Origin of the sequence: Brevibacterium renqingii, assembly GCF_017808095.1 — a bacterium.
Taxonomy (GTDB): Bacteria; Actinomycetota; Actinomycetes; order Actinomycetales; family Brevibacteriaceae; genus Brevibacterium; species Brevibacterium renqingii.
Genome location: NZ_JADBHG010000003.1, coordinates 195919 through 216290, shown reverse-complemented (window position 1 = coordinate 216290; position 20372 = coordinate 195919). Strand labels below are relative to the sequence as shown.

At 66.1% G+C, this 20372-nt stretch carries 19 protein-coding genes and 4 tRNA genes; 2 read left to right on the top strand and 21 right to left on the bottom strand.

From position 1 onward, the window contains the following. Window positions 1–31 precede the first annotated feature (31 nt). From ruvB to IIE29_RS08340, 13 genes are all read right to left on the bottom strand, one after another. Window positions 32–1075: a Holliday junction branch migration DNA helicase RuvB gene (ruvB, locus tag IIE29_RS08400; protein WP_209324928.1), complete on the bottom strand. Its 1044-nt coding sequence runs from the start codon at window positions 1073–1075 to the stop codon at window positions 32–34. 53 nt (window positions 1076–1128) lie between these two features. Next, window positions 1129–1725, bottom strand: a complete 597-nt coding sequence (gene ruvA, locus IIE29_RS08395) for a Holliday junction branch migration protein RuvA (RefSeq protein WP_209324786.1) — start codon at window positions 1723–1725, stop codon at window positions 1129–1131. 139 nt (window positions 1726–1864) lie between these two features. Next, window positions 1865–2461: a crossover junction endodeoxyribonuclease RuvC gene (ruvC, locus tag IIE29_RS08390; protein ID WP_209324785.1), complete on the bottom strand. Its 597-nt coding sequence runs from the start codon at window positions 2459–2461 to the stop codon at window positions 1865–1867. Next, window positions 2461–3213: a YebC/PmpR family DNA-binding transcriptional regulator gene (locus tag IIE29_RS08385; RefSeq protein WP_209324784.1), complete on the bottom strand. Its 753-nt coding sequence runs from the start codon at window positions 3211–3213 to the stop codon at window positions 2461–2463. The genes ruvC and IIE29_RS08385 overlap by 1 nt, the downstream gene beginning before the upstream one ends. Before the next feature lie 105 nt (window positions 3214–3318). Next, window positions 3319–3798, bottom strand: coding sequence for an NUDIX hydrolase (locus tag IIE29_RS08380; protein WP_209324783.1), 480 nt, complete (start codon window positions 3796–3798; stop codon window positions 3319–3321). Window positions 3799–3996: 198 nt separating this feature from the next. After that, entirely contained in the window at window positions 3997–5958 is a 1962-nt protein-coding gene (locus tag IIE29_RS08375; RefSeq protein WP_209324782.1) for an alpha/beta hydrolase family protein, read from the bottom strand. Next, a complete protein-coding gene (locus IIE29_RS08370) occupies window positions 5955–6563 on the bottom strand; it encodes an HIT family protein (protein ID WP_209324781.1) in 609 nt (202 codons plus the stop codon). The genes IIE29_RS08375 and IIE29_RS08370 overlap by 4 nt, the downstream gene beginning before the upstream one ends. Then, entirely contained in the window at window positions 6560–8569 is a 2010-nt protein-coding gene (thrS, locus tag IIE29_RS08365; RefSeq protein ID WP_209324780.1) for a threonine--tRNA ligase, read from the bottom strand. The genes IIE29_RS08370 and thrS overlap by 4 nt, the downstream gene beginning before the upstream one ends. Window positions 8570–8747: 178 nt before the next feature. Further along, entirely contained in the window at window positions 8748–10058 is a 1311-nt protein-coding gene (locus tag IIE29_RS08360; protein ID WP_246475828.1) for a DUF4190 domain-containing protein, read from the bottom strand. Between the two features lie 169 nt (window positions 10059–10227). Continuing rightward, window positions 10228–10299 (bottom strand) — tRNA-Val (locus IIE29_RS08355). 37 nt (window positions 10300–10336) lie between these two features. After that, window positions 10337–10408 (bottom strand) — tRNA-Val (locus IIE29_RS08350). A gap of 30 nt (window positions 10409–10438) precedes the next feature. After that, window positions 10439–10509, bottom strand: a tRNA-Cys gene (locus IIE29_RS08345). Window positions 10510–10535: 26 nt separating this feature from the next. After that, window positions 10536–10608, bottom strand: a tRNA-Gly gene (locus IIE29_RS08340). A gap of 135 nt (window positions 10609–10743) precedes the next feature. Here IIE29_RS08340 and IIE29_RS08335 point away from each other — a divergent pair. Further along, window positions 10744–11220, top strand: coding sequence for a TIGR02611 family protein (locus IIE29_RS08335; protein WP_343071847.1), 477 nt, complete (start codon window positions 10744–10746; stop codon window positions 11218–11220). 24 nt (window positions 11221–11244) lie between these two features. Here the strand turns inward: IIE29_RS08335 and zapE are convergent, their stop codons facing one another. The 8 genes from zapE to hrcA form a co-directional block, all read right to left on the bottom strand. Continuing rightward, window positions 11245–12252 carry a cell division protein ZapE gene (gene zapE / locus IIE29_RS08330; RefSeq protein ID WP_209324778.1) on the bottom strand — a complete coding sequence of 336 codons (1008 nt, stop codon included), beginning with the start codon at window positions 12250–12252 and terminating at the stop codon, window positions 11245–11247. 144 nt (window positions 12253–12396) lie between these two features. Continuing rightward, on the bottom strand, window positions 12397–13332 hold the full coding sequence (era, locus tag IIE29_RS08325; protein WP_209324777.1) for a GTPase Era: 936 nt from the start codon (window positions 13330–13332) through the stop codon (window positions 12397–12399). Window position 13333: 1 nt separating this feature from the next. Continuing rightward, on the bottom strand, window positions 13334–14662 hold the full coding sequence (locus IIE29_RS08320; RefSeq protein WP_209324776.1) for a hemolysin family protein: 1329 nt from the start codon (window positions 14660–14662) through the stop codon (window positions 13334–13336). Between the two features lie 2 nt (window positions 14663–14664). After that, window positions 14665–15153 carry an rRNA maturation RNase YbeY gene (gene ybeY / locus IIE29_RS08315; protein ID WP_209324775.1) on the bottom strand — a complete coding sequence of 163 codons (489 nt, stop codon included), beginning with the start codon at window positions 15151–15153 and terminating at the stop codon, window positions 14665–14667. Next, the gene (locus IIE29_RS08310) at window positions 15150–16151 is read right to left on the bottom strand and encodes a PhoH family protein (RefSeq protein WP_425491445.1); all 1002 of its coding nucleotides are present in this window, start codon (window positions 16149–16151) and stop codon (window positions 15150–15152) included. The genes ybeY and IIE29_RS08310 overlap by 4 nt, the downstream gene beginning before the upstream one ends. Window positions 16152–16251: 100 nt before the next feature. Further along, complete coding sequence (locus IIE29_RS08305; protein WP_209324774.1) at window positions 16252–17082, bottom strand: 16S rRNA (uracil(1498)-N(3))-methyltransferase; 831 nt, start codon at window positions 17080–17082, stop codon at window positions 16252–16254. After that, window positions 17079–18194, bottom strand: a complete 1116-nt coding sequence (gene dnaJ, locus IIE29_RS08300; RefSeq protein WP_209324773.1) for a molecular chaperone DnaJ — start codon at window positions 18192–18194, stop codon at window positions 17079–17081. The genes IIE29_RS08305 and dnaJ overlap by 4 nt, the downstream gene beginning before the upstream one ends. Before the next feature lie 84 nt (window positions 18195–18278). Next, window positions 18279–19331 carry a heat-inducible transcriptional repressor HrcA gene (hrcA, locus tag IIE29_RS08295; RefSeq protein WP_209324772.1) on the bottom strand — a complete coding sequence of 351 codons (1053 nt, stop codon included), beginning with the start codon at window positions 19329–19331 and terminating at the stop codon, window positions 18279–18281. Between the two features lie 152 nt (window positions 19332–19483). On the opposite strand from hrcA, the gene IIE29_RS08290 reads away from it, so the two are divergent. Continuing rightward, entirely contained in the window at window positions 19484–20350 is an 867-nt protein-coding gene (locus IIE29_RS08290; protein WP_209324771.1) for a DUF3097 domain-containing protein, read from the top strand. Window positions 20351–20372: the final 22 nt, after the last annotated feature.

Below are 20372 nucleotides of genomic sequence, written 5' to 3'. Positions count from 1 at the left end.
TCACTGCCGATGGCGAACTCATATGCGGGGTTCAGTACTCATAATTTGCTGGGATCTGCATTTCCAGATGCTTCCAGGCCGCCGAGGTGGCCACGCGCCCTCGTGGTGTGCGGCTGATGAGGCCCTCCCGCACGAGATACGGTTCGGACACCGTCTCGACGGTGTCGGCCTCCTCGCCGACCGAGACGGCCAGAGTTCCCAGCCCCACCGGTCCCCCGCCGAAGCGCTTGCACAGCACGTGCAGCACGGAGCGGTCGAGGCGGTCGAGTCCGAGGGCGTCGACCTCGTACACGTGCAGGGCGTTGACGGCGGCCTCTTCGTCGATGACGCCGCTGCCTCTGACCTGGGCCCAGTCCCGGACCCGGCGGAGCAGGCGGTTCGCGATCCGCGGTGTGCCGCGGGACCGGGTGGAGATCTCCTCCAGCCCCGCCAGCTGCGCATCGATGCCGAGCATCCGGGCCGAGCGCTCGAGCACCGTGAGCAGATCCGTGCTCGAGTAGAAGTCGAGCAGGGCGGTGAAGCCGAAGCGGTCGCGCAGCGGTGCCGGCAGGAGGCCGGAACGGGTGGTGGCCCCGACGAGGGTGAATTGCGGGAGATCGAGCGGAATCGCGGTCGCGCCGGGGCCCTTTCCGACGATGACGTCGACGCGGAAATCCTCCATCGCCACATAGAGCATCTCCTCGGCGGCGCGGGCCATCCGATGGATCTCGTCGATGAAGAGCACTTCGCCCTCCTCGAGGGAGGACAGGATGGCGGCGAGATCACCGGCGTGCTGCACGGCAGGACCCGACGTCACACGCAGACTCGAACCCATCTCGTGCGCGATGATCATCGCCAGGGTCGTCTTGCCCAGTCCCGGCGGGCCGGACAGCAGAACATGGTCAGGAGCCTTCTGCCGGGCTTTCGCCGCATCGAGGACGAGCGAGAGCTGCTCACGCACCTGGGGTTGGCCGATGAAGTCGGCCAGGCCCTTGGGCCGCAGAGCCGCTTCCGCATCCCGTTCGGCCGTCTCCGCCTGCCCGGACACGAGCCGGTCGCGTTCGGCTCCGGTCAGTCCCTGATCGCCGAAGTCCATCTCGTAGGAGGCCTCCTGTCCCCCGCCCTCGGGTTCGGGCTCGAAGACGCCGGTCATTTCCGTGCACCCAGAACCTTGAGAGCGGCCTTGAGCAGAACGGAGGTTCCGGCGTCAGCGCCGGCCTCCTTGGCGACGTCGGCCACGACCTCTTCGGCCTGCGGCTCCTTCCAGCCGAGTCCCACGAGCGCATCGACGACCTGCTGGTTGCCGCCGCCGAAGGACAGGCTCGGCCCGGGCGTGGAGGCGGCGGGCTTCGGAAGCTTGTTCTCGAGTTCGAGGATGATCCGCGAGGCCCCTTTCTTCCCGATCCCCGGGACGCGGGTCAGTGCGTTGGCGTCCTGATTCGTGATCGCGGCGGCGAGCTCGTCAGGTCCCATCACTGACAGGATCGCCATGGCCAGCCTGGGGCCGATGCCGGAGATCGTCAGGAGCACTTCGAAGGTGTTGTTCTCGTCCTCGGTGCCGAATCCGTAGAGGGTCAGCGAGTCCTCGCGCACGACGAGGCTGGTGACCAGTTCGATCTCCGCTCCGTGACGGGCGCCCACGAGAGTATCTGGAGTGACATGGACCTTGCGGCCGATCCCGTAGGTGAGGACGACGAGGTGGTCAGCTGCGATCCGATGCACCGTGCCGCTGAGGAAACTGATCACGAACTGCCTTTCGAGTGGGAACACGTGTACGATTCCAGGCTAGCAGGAACCCGTCGCCAGCCGGCCCCGGCACGCCGGAGACTCTTCCCGCACCGTTCCCGAGGCGGTTCCACCAGGCTCGTCCCCCGCGCGCCGGAGGTCACTTCGTCCGGCGCATGGCCGCTGCCCACTGCTGCTGGGCCTTCGTCAGACCGGACCCCTGCCGGCCGCCCGCCTTGCGCTCGGTGAGGTCCTTGTTCTGTCCCGGCGTCGACTGGGCGCTCAGCGCCCCTCTCCACGAGTGGCAGATGGCGATCGCCAGGGCATCGGCGGCGTCGGCGGGCTTCGGAGGGGCCTCGAGTCCGAGGATCCTCGTCACCATCGTCGTGACCTGCTTCTTGTCGGCACGGCCCGAACCGGTGATCGCCGCTTTGACCTCCGAAGGCGTGTGCATGGCCACGGGCAGACCGCGGCGAGCGGCCAGACCCATCGTCAGCCCGGAGGCCTGGGCCGTGCCCATGATCGTCGAGACGTCATTGCGGGCGAAGACGCGTTCGATGGCGACCATGTCGGGCCGGTAGGTGTCCAGCCAGGTGTCGAAGGCCTCGGCGATGACTCCGAGACGGAGGTCCACGGAGTCCGCCGACGGCGTCCGGAGCACATCGACGGCGACCATTGCGACCTTCCGCGCCGGCAGGGTGTCGATGATGCCGAGCCCGCAGCGGGTCAGTCCGGGGTCAACGCCGAGGATTCGCATCAGGCATCGAGTTCGGCGAGGACCTCATCGCTGACGTCGGCGTTCGAGTACACGTTCTGGACGTCGTCGCAGTCCTCGAGCGCATCGATGAGGCTGAAGACCTTCTGCGCGGTCTCGGCGTCGAGGTCGACCTCGAGCTCGGGCACGAACGAGGCATCGGCCGAGTCGTAGTCGATTCCGGCGTCGACGAGAGCCGTGCGGACGTCCACGAGATCGGTCGCTTCGCAGATGATCTCGAATTTCTCGCCCGATTCCTTGACCTCCTCGGCTCCGGCGTCCATGGTCGCCAGCAGGATGGCCTCTTCGTCGGTCTCCTCAGCACTGACGATGATGACGCCCTTGCGATTGAAGTTGTAGGTCACCGAACCCGGATCGGCCATCGAACCGCCGTTGCGGGTGACGGCCACGCGCACCTCGGAGGCGGCACGGTTGCGGTTGTCGGTGAGGCATTCGATGAGCAGGGCCACACCGCCGGCGGCGTAGCCTTCGTACATGATCGTCTCGTAGTTGACGCCCGAGCCGTCGAGGCCTCCGCCGCGCTTGACCGCGCGGCTGATGTTGTCGGCCGGAACGGAGTTCTTCTTGGCCTTCTGGATCGCGTCGAAGAGCGTCGGGTTGCCGTCGGGGTCAGGTCCACCGTTGCGTGCGGCAACCTCGATGTTCTTGATCAGCTTGGCGAAGAGCTTGCCGCGCTTGGCATCGATTGCAGCTTTCTTGTGTTTAGTCGTTGCCCATTTGGAATGACCTGCCACTGGTGTTCCTTCCTGTAGTTACAGCCACTCAAGTCTATACGCTCGTCGCGGCTCTCCGCTCGGCCCGCCCGGGCTGAGCCGCCGAGGCGACCCGGCCGCGCCGGTTCAGTCGATGACCAGCGGCACTTCGGGCACGGACCCCGCCGTGGCCAGATCGATGAGGCTCAGCAGGTTCTTCGGGTAGATGGTCTCGGTCGTGGCCATCAGCTGCTCGCGCGTCCACCAGCGGAATTCCAGCAGGCTGCGCTTCTCGATGTCCGTCCAGACCGCGTCCTCGAGTTCGATGTCCTCGCTCGTGCGGAACGCGAAGTACGTCTCGAGCTGGCGCAGAGACTTCTCGGTGAATTCGAAGACTTCGTCCCGGGTCGCCAAGGGGCCGATGAGTTCGTGCGGTTCGCATTCGATTCCGGTCTCCTCGGCGAGCTCCCGAGCTGCGGTCTGCGCCGCCGATTCGCCGAGTTCGGAACCGCCGCCGCAGGTCATCCACCACTGGTGGCTCGGGGCCAGCAGGTCCTGGGCTCGAATCAGGAGAACCTCGTCGCGCTCATTGAGTAATACGACCCGTGAGGCTTTACGAGGTTTCATGGTTCTCCAGTGGTCGACGGCGAGGGGACGCAAGTGTTTGCAGAATAGTGACGCTGGGGGTTTTCGGCAAGAGCGCGACAGCGGTCCAGAGAACGATATCGGCTACTCGCTGCCCTGACCAAGTCGGCTCTCGGCCTGAGCATTCGGGAACAGTGGGATCGGCTGATCGCCGTGACGGCGAGGAAATCGTTCATCGGCTCAGTCGGACGCGGCCGAGCCGGTTTCTTCGCCACCGGTGAGATGACGGTCCCACCAGTCGAGGACGGCTTCGAATCGCTGCCGACGATGGCGCGGCTGCCCTGCCCGGGACAGCTCGTGGTTCTCGCCGGGGAAGATGAGCATCTCGGTATCGACACCGGCCCGCTGCAGGGCCGCGTAGTACTGCTGCGCCTGCTCCAGCGGGCAGCGGAGGTCGAGCTCCGAATGCATGACCAGCGTCGGTGTCCCCACTTGGTCGGCGCGGGCCAGCGCCGACTGGCGCAGGATCGACTGCGGATTGCGGCTCGTGTATTCCTCGGTGAAGAAGCGCCCGATGTCGGAGGTGCCCACGAAGCTGTCGGGGTCGAGGTAGCCGCGTTCGACGATGGCACCGCGGAATCGGCGATCGGCGGCGATGGTCATGGCCGTGAGGTAGCCGCCGTAGGACCCGCCCTGAACGCCGATTCGGTCGGCGTCGAGATCGGGATTGCTCTGCAGTGCGTGTTCGAGCACGGCCAGCACATCGGCCATGGCCGGATCCGCCATGTCGCCCTGCACTGCGGTCCCCCAGCTGCGAGTGCGTCCGCCGGAGCCGCGGGGGTTCGAGTACACGACGGCGAAGCCTGCCGAGGTGAGCACCTGGGTCTCGTCGAACCAGCCGTGGGTGTATTGGGCGAAGGGTCCGCCGTGGATGTTGAGGATGATGGGGAACGGCCCCTCTCCGCGCGGCTTCGCCAGCCACCCGGTGATGGTCCCGCCTTCTCCGGCGACCCGCAGCACCTCGGGCACCACGGAGTTCGCCGGCGCCGGATGCTGCTTGAGGATGGTCGGCGCCGCGGCGGCCGCGAGGTCGAGACGTGCGAGCACGGCCGGGGAGGTCGGCGTGGAGCCGGTGAAGACGAGGGTCGTGTCGTTGACGTCGAAGCCGCCCACGACGGTCCTGTCATCGCTGAGGAAGTCCAGCTCGTCGAGGCCGAGGCCCTCGGACTGCAGGTCGATGCGGACGAGCCGGGAGGCTCCGTCGGTGTCGACGACGGCGATGACCGCTCCGCCGACCAGCTGCGGGCGGATCGGTGCGAGGGCGACCGTCTCCGGGTCGGTCAGCCGCCGCGTCGATCCGGTGCGACGGTCGTGGACGAAGAGACCGGGCATCTGTCCTACGAAGTCGAGTTCGTCCCGAGTCAGCGCATTGCCGAGCAGCAGCACCGTGTCCTCGTCGATCCACAGGTGCAGGCTCACCGACATCGAGGGCAGCTCCAGAGGCTTCGGCTCCTCTTCTCCGAGCAGCCAGACGGTCGACCGCAGATCGGGGTGCCCCCGATCGGGGCGGAGTGCCGCGACGACCGAGATCCGGTCGCCGGCAGGAGAGAACTGCGGGTCGTGGACATCGGAGTCCGGGGTGCTCAGCAGGGTCGCCAGCGGCACCTCCGAGGCGCCCCGAAGCCCGACCTTGCCGAGCCCGGGTTCGGCGAGGTCGACGAGGAATGCCTTCGCCCGACGGTCCTCCGTGTAGCCGAGGCCGTTGCTGAGATAGGCCGACGAGGTGATCCGTCGTGGGGCCTCCTCGGCGGCGGGGACGTCCTCATCGAGTCCGTAGCGTCCGGATTCCGCCACACGGGCGACGTAGAGGGCGCGGGAGCCGAGGTCGTCGATGGCGTACTCGGACACACCGAGGTGATTGTCCGTGATCTGGTGCGCCGTCTCCAGGGTGGAGCCGACGAAGAGCTGCGCGGGGGTCGTCTTCTCGGCGCTGAGAAGACCCGACCAGTTCGCATGGACCTGTGGGTTCGAGTCGTGCCAGGCGTGGGTGAGACGACGCGGGCTGTCCCCTCCGAACGCGAACAGCTGGGACAGATAGCTGTTGGACTCGAGGTCGGGCCGCCGGATCGTGATGACGGCTTCGTCCCCGCGCAGCGTCGGAGAGGAGTACTCGGCGAGGGTGTCGAGGTCTTCGGGATTCATCGGTTCCATTCTTTCGACAGGCGTGCCTGCACGTCGGCGTGCACTTGCGGCAGGGCCTTGGTCTGGGCGATCACGGGCAGGAAGTTCGCGTCCCCGCCCCATCTGGGCACGATGTGCTGGTGCAGGTGGGCGGCGATGCCGGCCCCGGCGACCGGTCCCTGGTTCATCCCCAGGTTGAATCCGTGCGGGCCGGAGACTGCGCGGATCACCCGCATCGCCTTCTGGGAGAAGTGTGCGAGTTCGACGGTCTCCGCGTCGGTCAGTTCAGTGTAATCGGCGACATGACGGTAGGGGCAGATGAGCAGGTGCCCCGGGTTGTACGGATAGAGATTGAGCACCGCGTACACCGTCTCGCCGCGGGCGACGATGAGTCCGTCCTCGTCGGTCTTCGTCGGAGCTGCACAGAACGGGCATTCGGCGACACCAGCGTCCTTCGGCTTGTCCTGGCCGTCGATGTAGACCATCCGATGCGGCGTCCACAGACGTTGGAAGCCGTCGGGTTCGCCGGGGAAACCCGCGGCGGATTCGGGATAGGGGATCCCCTCGCCGAGGCTGCCGCCGCCCGGGTGGTCCTGTGCGGTCGTGTCCTCGCCGCCTGCGGTCATACTTGGGCCTTGGTCTCGATCGCGTCGAGGATCCGGCGGACCGCCTCGGCGACGGGCACTCCGTTGTCCTGTTCACCGCTGCGGAAGCGGAAGGACACGGCGCCGGCATCGCGGTCCTCTCCGCCGGCGATGAGGGTGAAGGGAACCTTCGACTTCGAGGCGTTGCGGATCTTCTTGCCGAATCGGTCGTCGCTGTCGTCGATCTCGACGCGGACACCGGCCGCACGCAGCTGGGCGGCCACCTCGGCGAGGTAGTCGTTGAACTCCTCGGCCACGGGGATGCAGGTGACCTGGACAGGGGCCAGCCAGGCAGGGAACGCCCCCGCGTAGTGCTCGGTGAGCACACCGAGGAACCGCTCGATGGAGCCGAACTTCGCGGAGTGGATCATCACCGGCTGCTGACGTGTTCCGTCGGCGGCGACGTATTCGAGGTCGAAGCGCTCGGGCTGGTTGAAGTCGAGTTGGACCGTCGACATCTGCCAGGTGCGGCCGATGGCGTCGCGGGCCTGGACGGAGATCTTCGGTCCGTAGAAGGCGGCGCCGCCGGGATCGGGGACGAGTTCGAGGCCGGTCTCCTCCGCGACCTCCTCGAGGACCTTCGTCGCCTCTTCCCACTGCTCGTCGGAGCCGATGAACTTGTCGGCCTTCTTCCCCTCCTCGTCGCGGGTGGACAGCTCCAGGTAGAAGTCGTCGAGACCGAAGTCACGCAGCAGGCTGAGCACGAAGTTCAGCAGGTGACGGATCTCCGCTCCGGCGTCCTCCTGGGCGACATAGGAGTGCGAGTCGTCTTGAGTCAGGGCTCGGACGCGGGTGAGCCCGTGGATGACGCCCGAGGCTTCGTCGCGGTAGACGGTGCCGAACTCGAACAGTCGCAGCGGCAGGTCGCGGTAGGACCGGCCGCGGGAGCGATAGATGAGGTTGTGCATCGGGCAGTTCATCGCCTTGAGGCGGTACGGGGTGCCCTCTTTGACGACGGCGCCGGTTTCGTCGCGGACCTCGTCGACGGACATCGCGGGGAACATGTTCTCCCCGTAGTACGGCAGATGGCCGGAGGTGAAGTAGAGGGTCTCCTTGGAGATGTGCGGGGTGCCGACGTACTCGAAGCCCTCTTCGATGTGACGGGCCCGGACGTAGTCCTCCATCTCGCGCTTGATCACACCGCCCTTGGGGTGGAAGACGGGCAATCCGGAGCCGAGCTCCTCGGGGAAGGAGAACAGGTCGAGCTCGGCGCCGAGCTTGCGGTGGTCGCGACGCTCGGCCTCGGCGATGCGGTCCTGATAGGCCTTGAGGTCCTCTTTCGTCGCCCAGGCGGTGCCGTAGACGCGCTGGAGGCTCGCATTGGCCTGATCGCCGCGCCAGTAGGCCGCCGAGGACCGGGTGATGGCGAAGCCGTTGCCGATGAGTTTGGTGTTCGGCAGGTGAGGCCCGCGGCAGAGGTCCTGCCACACGACCTCACCCTTGCGATCGACGTTCTCGTAGACGGTGAGCTCACCGGAACCGACCTCGACGGAGGCGGAGTCGTCGGAGCCCTGCCCCTTGTCGCCGATGAGTTCGAGCTTGTACGGCTCGTTCGCCATCCGCTCACGGGCCTCGGCCTCGGTGACGACGACGCGGTTGAAGGTCTGTCCGGACTTGACGATCTGGGCGGCTTTCTTCTGGATCGCCTTGAGGTCCTCGGGGGTGAAGGGCTCGGCGACGTCGAAGTCGAAGTAGTAGCCGTCGGTGATGTAGGGCCCGATGCCGAGTTTGGTGCCGGGGAAGAGCTCCTGGACGGCCTGTGCGGTCACGTGTCCGGTCGAGTGGCGGAGGATGTCGAGTCCGGCCTCGGAGTCGATGGTGATCGGTGCGATCACGTCCCCGGCCTGCAGTTCGCGGCTGAGGTCGGCGGGTTCGCCGCCCAGCCACATCGCAATGACCGTGCGGTCGGAGGAGAAGATCTCCGTTCCGGTCAGCCCCTCTTTCCAAGGAATGCTCTCACCCGCACAGTCAATGCTGTCTGCTGCCACTGATCTTCTCCGTTCGTCTGATGTGAGGACTTCTCGTCCTCAAGATTCTAGTACCAATCCGCTGGCACGAAATCAGTTGGGCGGCAGTCGTGAGACTGCCACCCATACTGAGCCTGTCGCTTCGCACCCAGGCGCGTCGAGGTCGCGGCGAAACACCTCGGCGAGCCGGTTCAGAGCATCACTGCTTATAGAACTCGAAGTCCTTGCCGGCTCCGAGGTCCTCGGGCAGCGACAGCTTGATGTGCATGGCATCGAGTTCGGCTGCGGGAACGCCGAATGCGAGTTCGTAAGTCGTCTCGCCACCGGCGGGCACCGGGTCGGTGAAGGCGAGCGAGCCCTTGAACTTCGAACCGTCGAAGACGTCGTCGTACTCCTTGCCGCTGCCGTCGGTGGCCTTCATGTTCGCCAGAGTCATCTCGATATCGGAACTCGAGCTGTTCTTGACGGTCATCGTGACGATGGCGATCTGACCATTGGACGCATCAGTGCCCGAGGCGTATTCGCTTGCGGTGCCGGAGCGGACCTGCACGGTCGCAGTGACGTCATCGCCGATCCGGGTCTCGCTGCCCTGTGCGGGTGCGGCCTGACCGCCGTCCGAGCCGCCGGCACCCTGGCTCGGATCCTGGCCCGCGCCCTGGCTGGCGTCGGGAGAAGCGGAAGAGCTGGCGGCCTCGTCGGCCGCCTTGAAGATGAACGCGCCGAACATCACAGTGGCGATGATCACGACGATCGAGATCAGGATCGACAGACCACCGAGGACGATGCCCCAGATGTTGAGGCCCTTGTTGTTCGCCAGTCCCTTCTTGACCGCTGAGAGTCCGACGAAGCCGAAGATGATCGCAGCGATGCCGAACAGAGCACCGCCACCGAACACAAACGCCCCGAGGACGCCGACGATGCCGCCGATGAGGGCGAGAATGCCCCAGATGTTCTTCGAGGTGCTGCCCCCCGTCCCCGAGGGGTACTGACCATAGGCGGCGTTGGGGTTGGCCGGGATGAACTGGTCGGAGGACCCGCCCTCTCCGGCATATGCCGGCTGCTGTCCGTACTGGTTCGCGTCATAGCCCTGCGCGTGGGCATCGTACGGGTTCTGCCCGTACTGATTCTGGCCGTATGAGTTCTGGGCGTACGGATCCTGACCGTACTGATCCTGGCCGTACGGGTTCTGAGCGTACGGGTCCTGCGCACGCCCGGGCTGCGAACCATAGGGCTGGCTCTGGTCGTTCGACGCTCCGTACTGCGGCTGCGAACCGTACTGCGGGGGCTGCTGTCCGTATCCCTGCGCACCCTCGTTTCCGTCCTGACCGTAGTTCGGCTGGGATGGCTGCGAACCGTACTGAGGAGGAGCCTGGCCCGAGTTCTGATCATTGCCATAGCCGGGGGCGTTCGGCGGCTGGCTGTTCGGGCTCTGGCTGTTGGGGCCCTGGCCGTCGGCATTCTGGCCGGGCGTACCGTCGCCCGATCCGTACGGGTTCTGGGGAGTAGACATAGGTGCTCCGAAGTCTTCGTCGTTGTGTACGACATCTAGCGTACTAGCAAACGGGCCTCTCGCCTCATGCCTCTCAGGTGTCAGACCTGCAACATGACGGCCACACATCGGCCTGTGGCCGCTTCGCGAATGCACGAAGCCCCGGGCTGTGTGCCCGGGGCTTCTTCTGTGCGCGATACTGGGATCGAACCAGTGACCTCTTCCGTGTCAGGGAAGCGCGCTACCGCTGCGCCAATCGCGCTCTATTCTGTTGTTGCACCGGAACCGCATGGTCCCTGTGCGCGATACTGGGATCGAACCAGTGACCTCTTCCGTGTGAAGGAAGCGCGCTACCGCTGCGCCAATCGCGCTGGTTGACCAGCATTCCTGCTGGCCATCCGAGGTGGCGACGGGATTCGAACCCGTGTATACGGCTTTGCAGGCCGCTGCCTCGCCTCTCGGCCACGCCACCGCCAAGGCAGTGCCATGACGCCTCCGAGCGGATGACGGGACTCGAACCCGCGACCCTCACCTTGGCAAGGTGATGCTCTACCAACTGAGCCACATCCGCATTTCGTCTGCTCGGTTTCCCTCGCAACGAGATATAACTCTATACGCAGGTGGCGGCATACGCAAAATCGGAATCGGGTGATCGTGCTCACACCCTTAGATCAAGCTTTCAGGGTCCGCATTCTATAGTGGTTGGGTGAATGCCGATCACCCGCGCGACCGGCCCAAGGGCTGGCTGCCACGCCATCATCGACAAGCTCCCAGACCGTGGCGCAAACTGCGACTGGGATTCCTCCGCTGGCGTCGGACGGTGCTGGCGAACGCTCATACCGCTCGCATCTATCGCAGCGTCGTCGGGGGTCTCGGCACGCTCATCGTGCTCATCGGACTCTCGCTGGTCCCCCTGCCCGGGCCGGGATGGCTCATCGTCATCATCGGCCTGTTCGTCATCTCCAGCGAGTTCCAGTGGGCGCAGCGGCTGCTGCACTTCGTGCGTGTGAATGTCGAGAGATGGACGCAGTGGGTCATGGCTCAGCGCCTGTGGGTGCGGTGGACGATCGCAGCTGTGACCGCGGCATTCGTGGCGCTCATCGTCTGGTGTGCGCTCAAACTCATCGGCCTGCCCGATTGGGTGCCGGATCTGGCCATATTCGAGCTGCTCACACTGCGGTGAGCGCTGCCGGCAGGAGGCCGGCCCTCAGGACGAGAGCGCCGTGAGCCGGGACAGGCAGCGCATGTACTTCTTCCGGTAGCCGCCGGACAGCGAGTCCTCGGTGAAGATCTTGTCCAGTGCGGCGCCGGAGTTGATGATGTGGACGTTGCGATCGTAGAGCCGGTCGACGAGCGCGACGAATCGCAGCGCCACACTCTCGTTCTCGATCGTCGTCACGTTCTCCCACACAGCTGCGTCGATGCCGTCGACCATCCGCCCGTAGCGGGAGGGGTGGACGGTGGACAGGTGGGAGAGCAGTGTGGCGAAGTCATCGCGGGCGACGACTCCGTCGAGTTCGTCCGCGGCCGCGTTCAGCTCAGCTTCGTCCAGCGGCTTGGCCGGGGAGCTCAGGGCCCGGTGACGATAGTCCTGCCCGTCGATCCGGTAGACCTCGAACTGATCGGCCAGGGCCTGGATCTCCCGCAGGAAGTCCTGCGCGGCGAACCGCCCCTCCCCCAGCGAACCGGGAAGGGTGTTCGACGTGGCGATGATCTTCACCCCGGCGTCGGTGAGCTCCCGCATGAGGCGGGACATGAGCACCGTGTCGCCCGGGTCGTCGAGTTCGAACTCGTCGACGCAGACGAGCTTCATCTGCGACAGATCGTCTCTGGCCCGGGCGAAGCCGAGGGCTCCGACGAGATTCGTGTACTCGACGAAGGTGCCGAACGTGGCGGGTTTGGCATTGGCGTGCCAGGCGGAGGCGAGCAGATGGGTCTTGCCCACGCCGTATCCTCCGTCGAGGTAGACTCCCTTGGCACCGGAGCCGCGCTTCGAGAACAGACGACTCAGCAGCCCCGGCGAGTTCGACTGCTCGGTGAACTGGCGCAGCTTGGTGCGCGCCTCCTCCTGGGACGGCTCAGCCGGGTCGGTGCGATAGCTGTCGAAGGACACGTCCTGGAACTGCGGCGGGGGCACGAGTCCCGCGATGAGCTCTTCGGGGGCAACCTGTGGGGATCGGTCGCTCAGTGCGACCAGAGTCTGCTCGGCATTCACTCGGCCTAGTCTAAGGCAGGCCCGAGGACCCGGTTCAACCCGGGCAGTCGAGGGTGCCCACCGTCACAGCACTGCTTTTCCGCGGCAACCGGCTCGTCGGATTCCGGATCGGGTCGACCGAGCCTCCGGGGCGCAGAGGCGCCGTCAGCTGAAATCGAAGCCGAGGCGTCCGAGCGCCTTTGGATCCCTCTGCCAGTCCTTGGCGACCTTGACATGGAGGTCGAGGTAGACCTTGGTGCCGAGCAGATTCTCGATCCCGCGTCGGGACTCCGAGCCGATCGCCTTCAGTCGGCCGCCGCCTTTGCCGATGATGATGGCCTTCTGGCTGGGACGTTCGACGAAGAGGTTGACGTGGACGTTCCACAGCGGGTTGTCCTCGCTGCGCCCCTCCCGCGGATACATCTCCTCGACCTGCACAGCCAAGGAGTGCGGCAGCTCATCGCGCACCCCTTCGAGCGCGGCCTCGCGGACGAGCTCGGCGATCATCGTCTCCTCCGGCTCGTCGGTGAGGTCACCGTCGGGATAGAGCGGGGGCGAGACGGGCAGATGACCGGCCAGCACGGAGTCGACGGTGTCGACCTGGAATCCTTCGGCCGCGGAGACGGGGACCACGTCGGCGAAGTCCGCGAGCTCACCGACGGCCAGAAGCGCCTCGGCGACCTTGTCCTTGGGCACGAGGTCGACCTTCGTCACCAGCGCCACGATCGGGGTCCGACCGTCGAGGAGTGCGAGCTGTGAGGCGATGTACCGGTCGCCCGGACCGATGGGCTCATCGGCAGGCAGGCAGAAGCCGATCACGTCGACCTCGTTGAGCGTCGAGGCCACGAGGTCGTTGAGCCGCGATCCCAGCAGAGTCCGCGGCTTGTGCAGCCCCGGCGTATCGATGAGGATGAGCTGATGGTCCTCACGGTGGACGATGCCGCGGATCGTGTGGCGGGTCGTCTGCGGCTTCGCCGAGGTGATCGCGACCTTCTCCCCCACCAGCGCATTCGTCAGCGTCGACTTGCCGGTGTTCGGCCGTCCCACGAAGCAGGCGAATCCGGCTCGGTAGTCGTCGGGATAGTCCGTGCGAAATTCCATCTCAGTCCTCTTCCTTCGTCCCCGGACGGTCCTTGGTCCCCGTCCGTCCGGTTCCGGTCTGCGCCGCCTCGGCGGCGTCCTGTCCTGTGCGTGTGACCCTGACGTGGGTGATGCGGTGGCGTCGGCCCTGACCTTCCATCGCTTCGATGTGCAGCCCCTCGATGTTCGCATGCGAACCGTCGATGGGCACTCGGTCGATGAGCTTCGAGAGCAGGCCGCCGACGCTGTTGACGTCGTCCTCGTCGATCCTGACGTCGAAGTATTCGGCGAAGTCCGAGATCGACATGCGTGTGCTGATGATGAACGAGCCGTCCTCGGCGGCCACGAGCTCGTCCCCGCCGCTGTCGTATTCGTCTTCGATCTCGCCGACGATCTCCTCGACGATGTCCTCGATGGTCACGAGTCCGGCCGTGCCGCCGTATTCGTCGATGAGGATCGCCAGGTGCGTGGAGTCCAGCTGCATCTGCCGCAGCAGATCGTCGGCCGGCTTCGTCTCGGGCACGAACAGCACGCTGCGGGCCAGGGAGCCGATGGGCCGGTCGGCGTCCTCGGGGTGGAGATGGAGACGTCTGGCCACGTCCTTGAGGTAGGCGACTCCGCGCACGTCGTCGAGGTCCTCGCCGCAGACGGGGATGCGGGAGAAGCCGGAGCGGAAGAACAGGGTGATCGCCTTCTGCAGCGGCACCTCGGCGTCGACCGTGATGAGGTCGGTGCGCGGGACCATGACCTCGTTGGCAGCTGTGTCCGAGAGGTTGAAGACCGACTGGATCATCTCGCGTTCGCCGTCTTCGATGACGTCCGATTCGCTCGCTCTCTCCACGAGGTCGCGCAGCTGCTCGGAGGTCACGAAGGGGCCGTCCTTGTACACCTTGTCCGGGGTCAGCAGGTTGCCGAGCACGACGAGGATGCGGGTCAGCGGTTTGAGCACGACGAGGACGATGCGCACGATCCAGCTGAGGTTGAGGCACACGGCCAGTGAGCGGCGTTTGCCGATCGTGCGCGGTGAGACGCCGGCGATGATGAAGACCGCCACCGAGGCGGTCAGCACCGTGAGGAAGACCATGAGCGGTCCCACCGAATAGTACGAGTCATAGGCCAGGGCGATGAAGACCGTGGCCAGCGCCTCGAGGAAGTTGCGGACGAAGATGATGACGTTGATGTTCGTCGGCAGGTCCGCGAGGATCCTCTCCACTCGCACGGCCGCGCGGCTGCCTTCGTCCTTCGCTTCCTCGACCGCGTGATGGGACACGTTCATCAGCGCCGCGTCCACGGCAGAGAGGGTGGCGGCGACGACCAGGCAGAGGGCCGCGCCGAGGAAGAAGGCGAACACGCTCAGACCTCGGTGGGAGTGGGGATGTCGGTGCGGCCGTCGTAGCGAGCGGCGAAGAAGGTGAGCAGAAGATGCCGCTGGAGCGCGAACATCTCCTCCCTCTCAGCCGGCTCGCTGTGGTCGTATCCGAGCAGGTGGAGGAAGCCGTGCACCGTCAGCAGCAGGATCTCGTCCATCGTCGAATGTCCGGCTGCCTCGGCCTGGGCGGCGGCCACTTCGGGGCAGATGATGATGTCGCCCATCTGGCCTTCGGTCGGGCTGTCCGGCTCGCCGCGGTGGAGTTGGTCCATGGGGAAGGACATGACGTCGGTCGGGCCCTCGAGGTCCATCCATGTGACGTGGAGTTCGGACATGGCGGCGGAGTCGACCATGGTCACGGCCAGCTCAGCACCCGGATGCATGTGGAGCGCCTGGCCGAGGTATTCGGTCAGGGCGACGACCTCGTCGAGGTCCACCTCGGCGTCGGTCTCATTGAGGATCTCGGTGTTCATTCGGCGTTCCCCCACAGGTCGTAGGCGTCGACGATCTTCGTCACCAGCGAATGCCGGACGACGTCCTTGCTGCCGAGCTCGCAGAACTGCAGGTCGTCGATTCCGGCGAGGATGTCACGGACGACCTTGAGCCCGCTGCGGGTCTTGCCCGGCAGATCGATCTGGGAGACGTCGCCGGTCACGACCATGCGGGATCCGAAGCCGAGCCGGGTGAGGAACATCTTCATCTGCTCGGCCGTCGTGTTCTGCGCCTCGTCGAGGATGATGAAGGCGTCGTTGAGCGTGCGTCCGCGCATGTAGGCCAAGGGCGCGACCTCGATCGTGCCGGTCTCGATGAGCAGCGGGATCGATTCCGGGTCGACCATATCGTGCAGCGCATCGTAGAGGGGCCGCACATAGGGGTCGATCTTCTCGTTGAGGGTGCCCGGCAGGTAGCCCAGCGACTCACCGGCTTCGACCGCGGGACGGGTGAGGATGATCCGCGAGACCTCTTTGTGCTGGAGGGCGTTGATGGCCATCGCCATGGCCAGGTAGGTCTTGCCGGTTCCGGCGGGGCCGATGCCGAAGGTGATCGTGTGGTTGCGGATGGCCTTGACGTAGTCGTGCTGGCCCATCGTCTTCGGGCGGATCGACTTTCCCCGGGTGGACAGGATGTTCGTGCCCAGCACCGTCGAGGCCGCCGCCCCTTCGGAGGAGAACTTCGTGACCCGCTCGATCGTTTCCTCATTGATCCGGTGACCGGCGGCATGGAGCTTCTTGAGCTCGCCGATCACGCTGACGAACGCCTCGACACGTCGGGGCTCGCCCGCGGCCTGGACCTGGTTGGCCCGCACGTGGATGTCGAGGTCGTCGAAGGTCCGCTCCAGTGCGCGCAGGTTCGTCTCCCCGGGGCCGAAGAATTCGACGAGGTCGATGGAATCGGGCAGGACGAGGCGGACGGTGTCGGACTCGCCGGGGCTGCCGTCCGCATCGACCGCTTCCGGGTCGGTCGTGTTCACAGGGTTCTCGGGTGGGTGGGTGATGTCCAGAATGTTCCTTTGCGTGGGGGCTCACCGTCGCCGGCGGCGCCTGGTTGTGCTTCCATCCTAGTCCGATGTCTCACCAACGGCCCAATGAATTCTGCACCATGACGAGGCCCGCGGAGCCGGCGGACGAGGAGCGCAGGACGGTCGGGCCCAGCAGCACCGGGGCTGCGCCGATGCCGCTCAGCGCCTCGAGTTCGCCGTCGCTGATGCCGCCTTCGGGACCGACGACGATGACGATGCGTTCAGGCCGGACCGCAGCGCCGGAGTCGGACTCAGTCGATTCGGTCCCGGCAGCGGGCGAATGCTCGGTCTCGGCAGCGGCAGCGCCGCCGGAGCCCCCGAGGTCTCGCAGCGCCTGGGAGAGCCTGCGCTGCGCCGTCTCGTGGAGGACGAAGACCGCATCGGTCTCGCCCAGGCGCTGGATCAGGGAGGTGCCGCGGACCAGTTCGTGCAGTGCGGGGAACCGGGAGCGCCGGGCCTGCAGTGAGGCGGAGCGGAGCAGATGCTCCCATTTCGCGGCCATCTTCTCGCGCTTCTTCGCCGGCCAATCGGCGATTGAGCGTTCGGCGGCCCAGGGAATGACCTCGTCGACGCCGATCTCGGTGGCCGCCTCGATGGCCTGCAGATCACGGTCGCCCTTGGCCAGGGCCTGGACGAGGACGAGCCGGGGTCGGTTCGCCGCTTCCGTGATCACCTCGGCGACGTCGATCTCCATCCCCGTCGCCGAGGCGGCCGTGACGGTGCCGCGGGCGCGCGTGCCCGCTCCGTCGACGATCTCGATCTGCTCCCCGGGGCCGATCCGACGCACCCGCACCGCATGCCCGGCCACGTCCTCACCGACGGCGAGCACCTGACCGGCGACCGCCTCGGCGGCACGGGTGCAGCGGAAGACGGGAAGAGTCACCGACCGGCGAACCTCTCGCGCATGCGGGAGAACACGCCGCGGCTCTCGGTGGTGATCTGGGCTCGCGGGGCCTCTTCTCCGCGCAGCTGCGCGAGCTTCTCGATCAGTTCCCGCTGTTCGTCGTCGAGCTTGTCGGGTGTGAGCACGTCGACGGTGATGAGCAGGTCGCCGCGAGTCTCCGAACGCAGGCGGGTGGCGCCGAGCCCGGCGAGCTTGACGACCGTGCCCGACTGGGTGCCGGCGGCGATGCTGAGGTCCTGGGTGCCGTCGAAGGTGTCGAACGGGATGGTCGCGCCCAGGGTAGCGGCGGTCATCGGCACGGAGACCGAGGCGCGCAGATTGTCTCCGTCGCGCTGGAACACCTCGTGGCGGGTGACCATGACTTCGACGAAGAGGTCTCCGGCCGGTCCGCCGCCCGGTCCGACCTCGCCCTGACTGCTCAGCTGGATGCGGGTGCCGTCGGAGACGCCGGCGGGGATGCGGATCTTCATCGTCCGCTGCTTGCGCACGCGGCCGTCGCCCTGGCAGTTGAGGCACGGGTTGGGGATGACGGTTCCGAAGCCGTGGCAGGCATTGCAGGTCTGGTTCGTGACCATCTGTCCCAGCAGAGTGCGGGTCATGCGCTGGACGCTGCCGGCACCGTGGCACAGGCTGCAGGTCTCGACAGAGGTTCCCTCCTGCGTACCGGCTCCCGAGCAGGTGTCGCAGACGACCGCGGTGGTCACATCGAGATCGACGTTCCCGCCGAAGGCCGCGGTCTTGAGATCGATGCTGACGCCGACGAGGGCGTCCTTGCCGCGCTGGGTGCGTGGGATCGGGCCGCCGGCCTGACCGCCTCCGCCGCCGAAGAAGGTTTCGAAGATGTCTCCGAAACCGCCGAAGCCGCCTCCGGCCGGGAAGCCCTGTCCGTTCTCTCCCCCGCCCATGTCGTAGTTGCGGCGCTTCTCCGGGTCGGAGAGCACATCGTAGGCCAATGAGATGGCCTTGAACTCGTCTTCGTGGCCGGGGTTGACGTCCGGGTGGTACTTGCGTGCCAATTTCCGGTACGACGACTTGATCTCAGCCGCAGAAGCGTCCTTGGACACTCCGAGTGTTTCATAGTGATCGGCCACAGAAACTTCTCTCTCCCTGATGGTGTGTGTTCTTCATATTCGTGGTGGTCGGCCGCCGGCTGCCCTGACCGGTGCGGCGGCTCCTCATCCCCTGTCGAGCAGTGAGGACACGTACTTCGCGACGGCTCTGACGGCCGAGATCGTCGTCGGATAGTCCATTCTCGTCGGTCCCAGTACCGCCAGGCGGGCCGAGGAACCTGCGTCATGACCATATTCGGCGGCCACGACGGATGTCGAACTGAACGATTCGTGAGTATTCTCACGACCGATGCGCACGCTGATCTCCTCTTGGTCCTCAGCCATCGACGTCAGCAGCTTGAGCAGCACCACCTGCTCTTCGAAGGCTTCGAGGATCGGCGCCATCTGCTCGCCGAACTCATGCCCGGAGCGGGCGAGATTGGCGGTGCCGGCCATGATGATGCGCTCCTCGCGGGTCGCGGCGACGAGATCGATGACCGCGGCTCTGATCTTCTCCAGTCCGAGCTCGTCCCGATCTTCGGCCTCGGCGGAGACCGACTCGGCGGCGACCGGGGTGTGCCCGGCTCCGGCGGCCTTGCCCATGACATGGGAGAGCTTCTTCCCGGCGAACTCGGCATTGATCCGATCGCGGATGCCGCGCACTCCCTCGTCGTCGAGCAGCTGACCCAGTGTGACGGTCTTCTGTTCGACCTGCCCCGCATCGGTGATGAGGACCACGAGGACCCGGCTCGGTCCGAGGCCGACGATCTCGATGTGCTTGATCCGTGCCAATGACACCGTCGGATACTGGATCAGCGCCACTTGGTGCGTCAGTCCGGAGAGCACCCGCACCGTGCGGTCGAGCATCTCGTCGAGTTCGACGTCGCCGTCGATGAGCTGGAAGATCGCCCTGCGCTCGGCCTGGGTGAGCGGTTTGAACTCATCGATGCGATCGACGAACATCCGGTAGCCGAGATCAGTCGGAATCCGTCCGGCCGAGGTGTGCGGCTGGGCGATGTACCCCTCCTGTTCGAGGTGGGCCATATCGTTGCGGATCGTCGCGGGTGAGACCCCGAGCGTGTGTCGTTGGACGATGGCCTTCGAGCCGACGGGTTCGTTCGTCGCGACGAAGTCCTCGACGATGGCGCGCAGGACCTGCGCCCGTCTGCCGTCGTTCATCGCTGACCTCCCCACACGCTTGGCACTCATTAGCACTGAGTGCCAATTCTACGCCTCTTCGCAGGTGATTTCATTTCACGGGTGAGGTTGCGCGCTTTCTCATCCCCGCCGGAGGGTCACCGCACTTCCAACGTGGCGGGCCATTATGGTGGGTGCCTGTGAATGCTTTCGATCGCTATGGATCCGACGTCCTCTCCGGCAGCTCCCCGTCCTCACACCGTCCGAAGAAGTCACGCCCGGTCGAGCTCGGGCTCGGGATGGTGCTCGAAGACGCGATGAGCGGGTATGTCGGAGCCGTCATCGGGGCCAAGAAGACCACGGCCGGCATCATCGTCGAGCTCGAGGATCGGCAGGGCAAGGTCCGGGCATTCCCGCTGGGACCGGGGTTCCTGCTCGAGGGGCAGCCGGTCGATCTCCGCCTGCCGGCGAAGAAGAAGCCGACCGCCCCGAGTCGCACGGCCTCGGGTTCGCGAGTCGTCGAAGGAGCCCGAGCACGTGTGGCGCGCGGGTCTCGCATCTGGGTCGAGGGCAAGCACGACGCCGAGCTGGTCGAGAAGATCTGGGGCGACGATCTGCGCATCGAAGGAGTCGTCGTCGAACCCCTCGGCGGACTCGACGACGTCGCCGACAAGCTCGCAGCGTTCGGACCCGACAAGGACCATCGTGTGGGCGTGCTGGCCGATCATCTCGTGAAGGGGACGAAGGAGTCGAAGATCGCCGAGGCGGTCCGGGCCGATCCCCGCTATCGCGACGTCGTCCACATCATCGGACATCCCTATGTCGACATCTGGCAGGCGGTCAAACCGCACGTCGTCGGCATCGATCAGTGGCCGGTCGTTCCCCGCGGTGAGGATTGGAAGACCGGGATCCTGAGTCGGATCGGGTGGCCGCACGCCGATCACCGCGATGTCGCCCGCGGCTGGGCGCGCATCCTCGGGAAGGTGTCGACCATCGCCGATGTCGAACCGGCCCTGTCCGGTCGTGTCGAGGAGCTCATCGACTTCGTCACGGTCGGCTGACTCCGCTGTTCGCTCGGCGGCG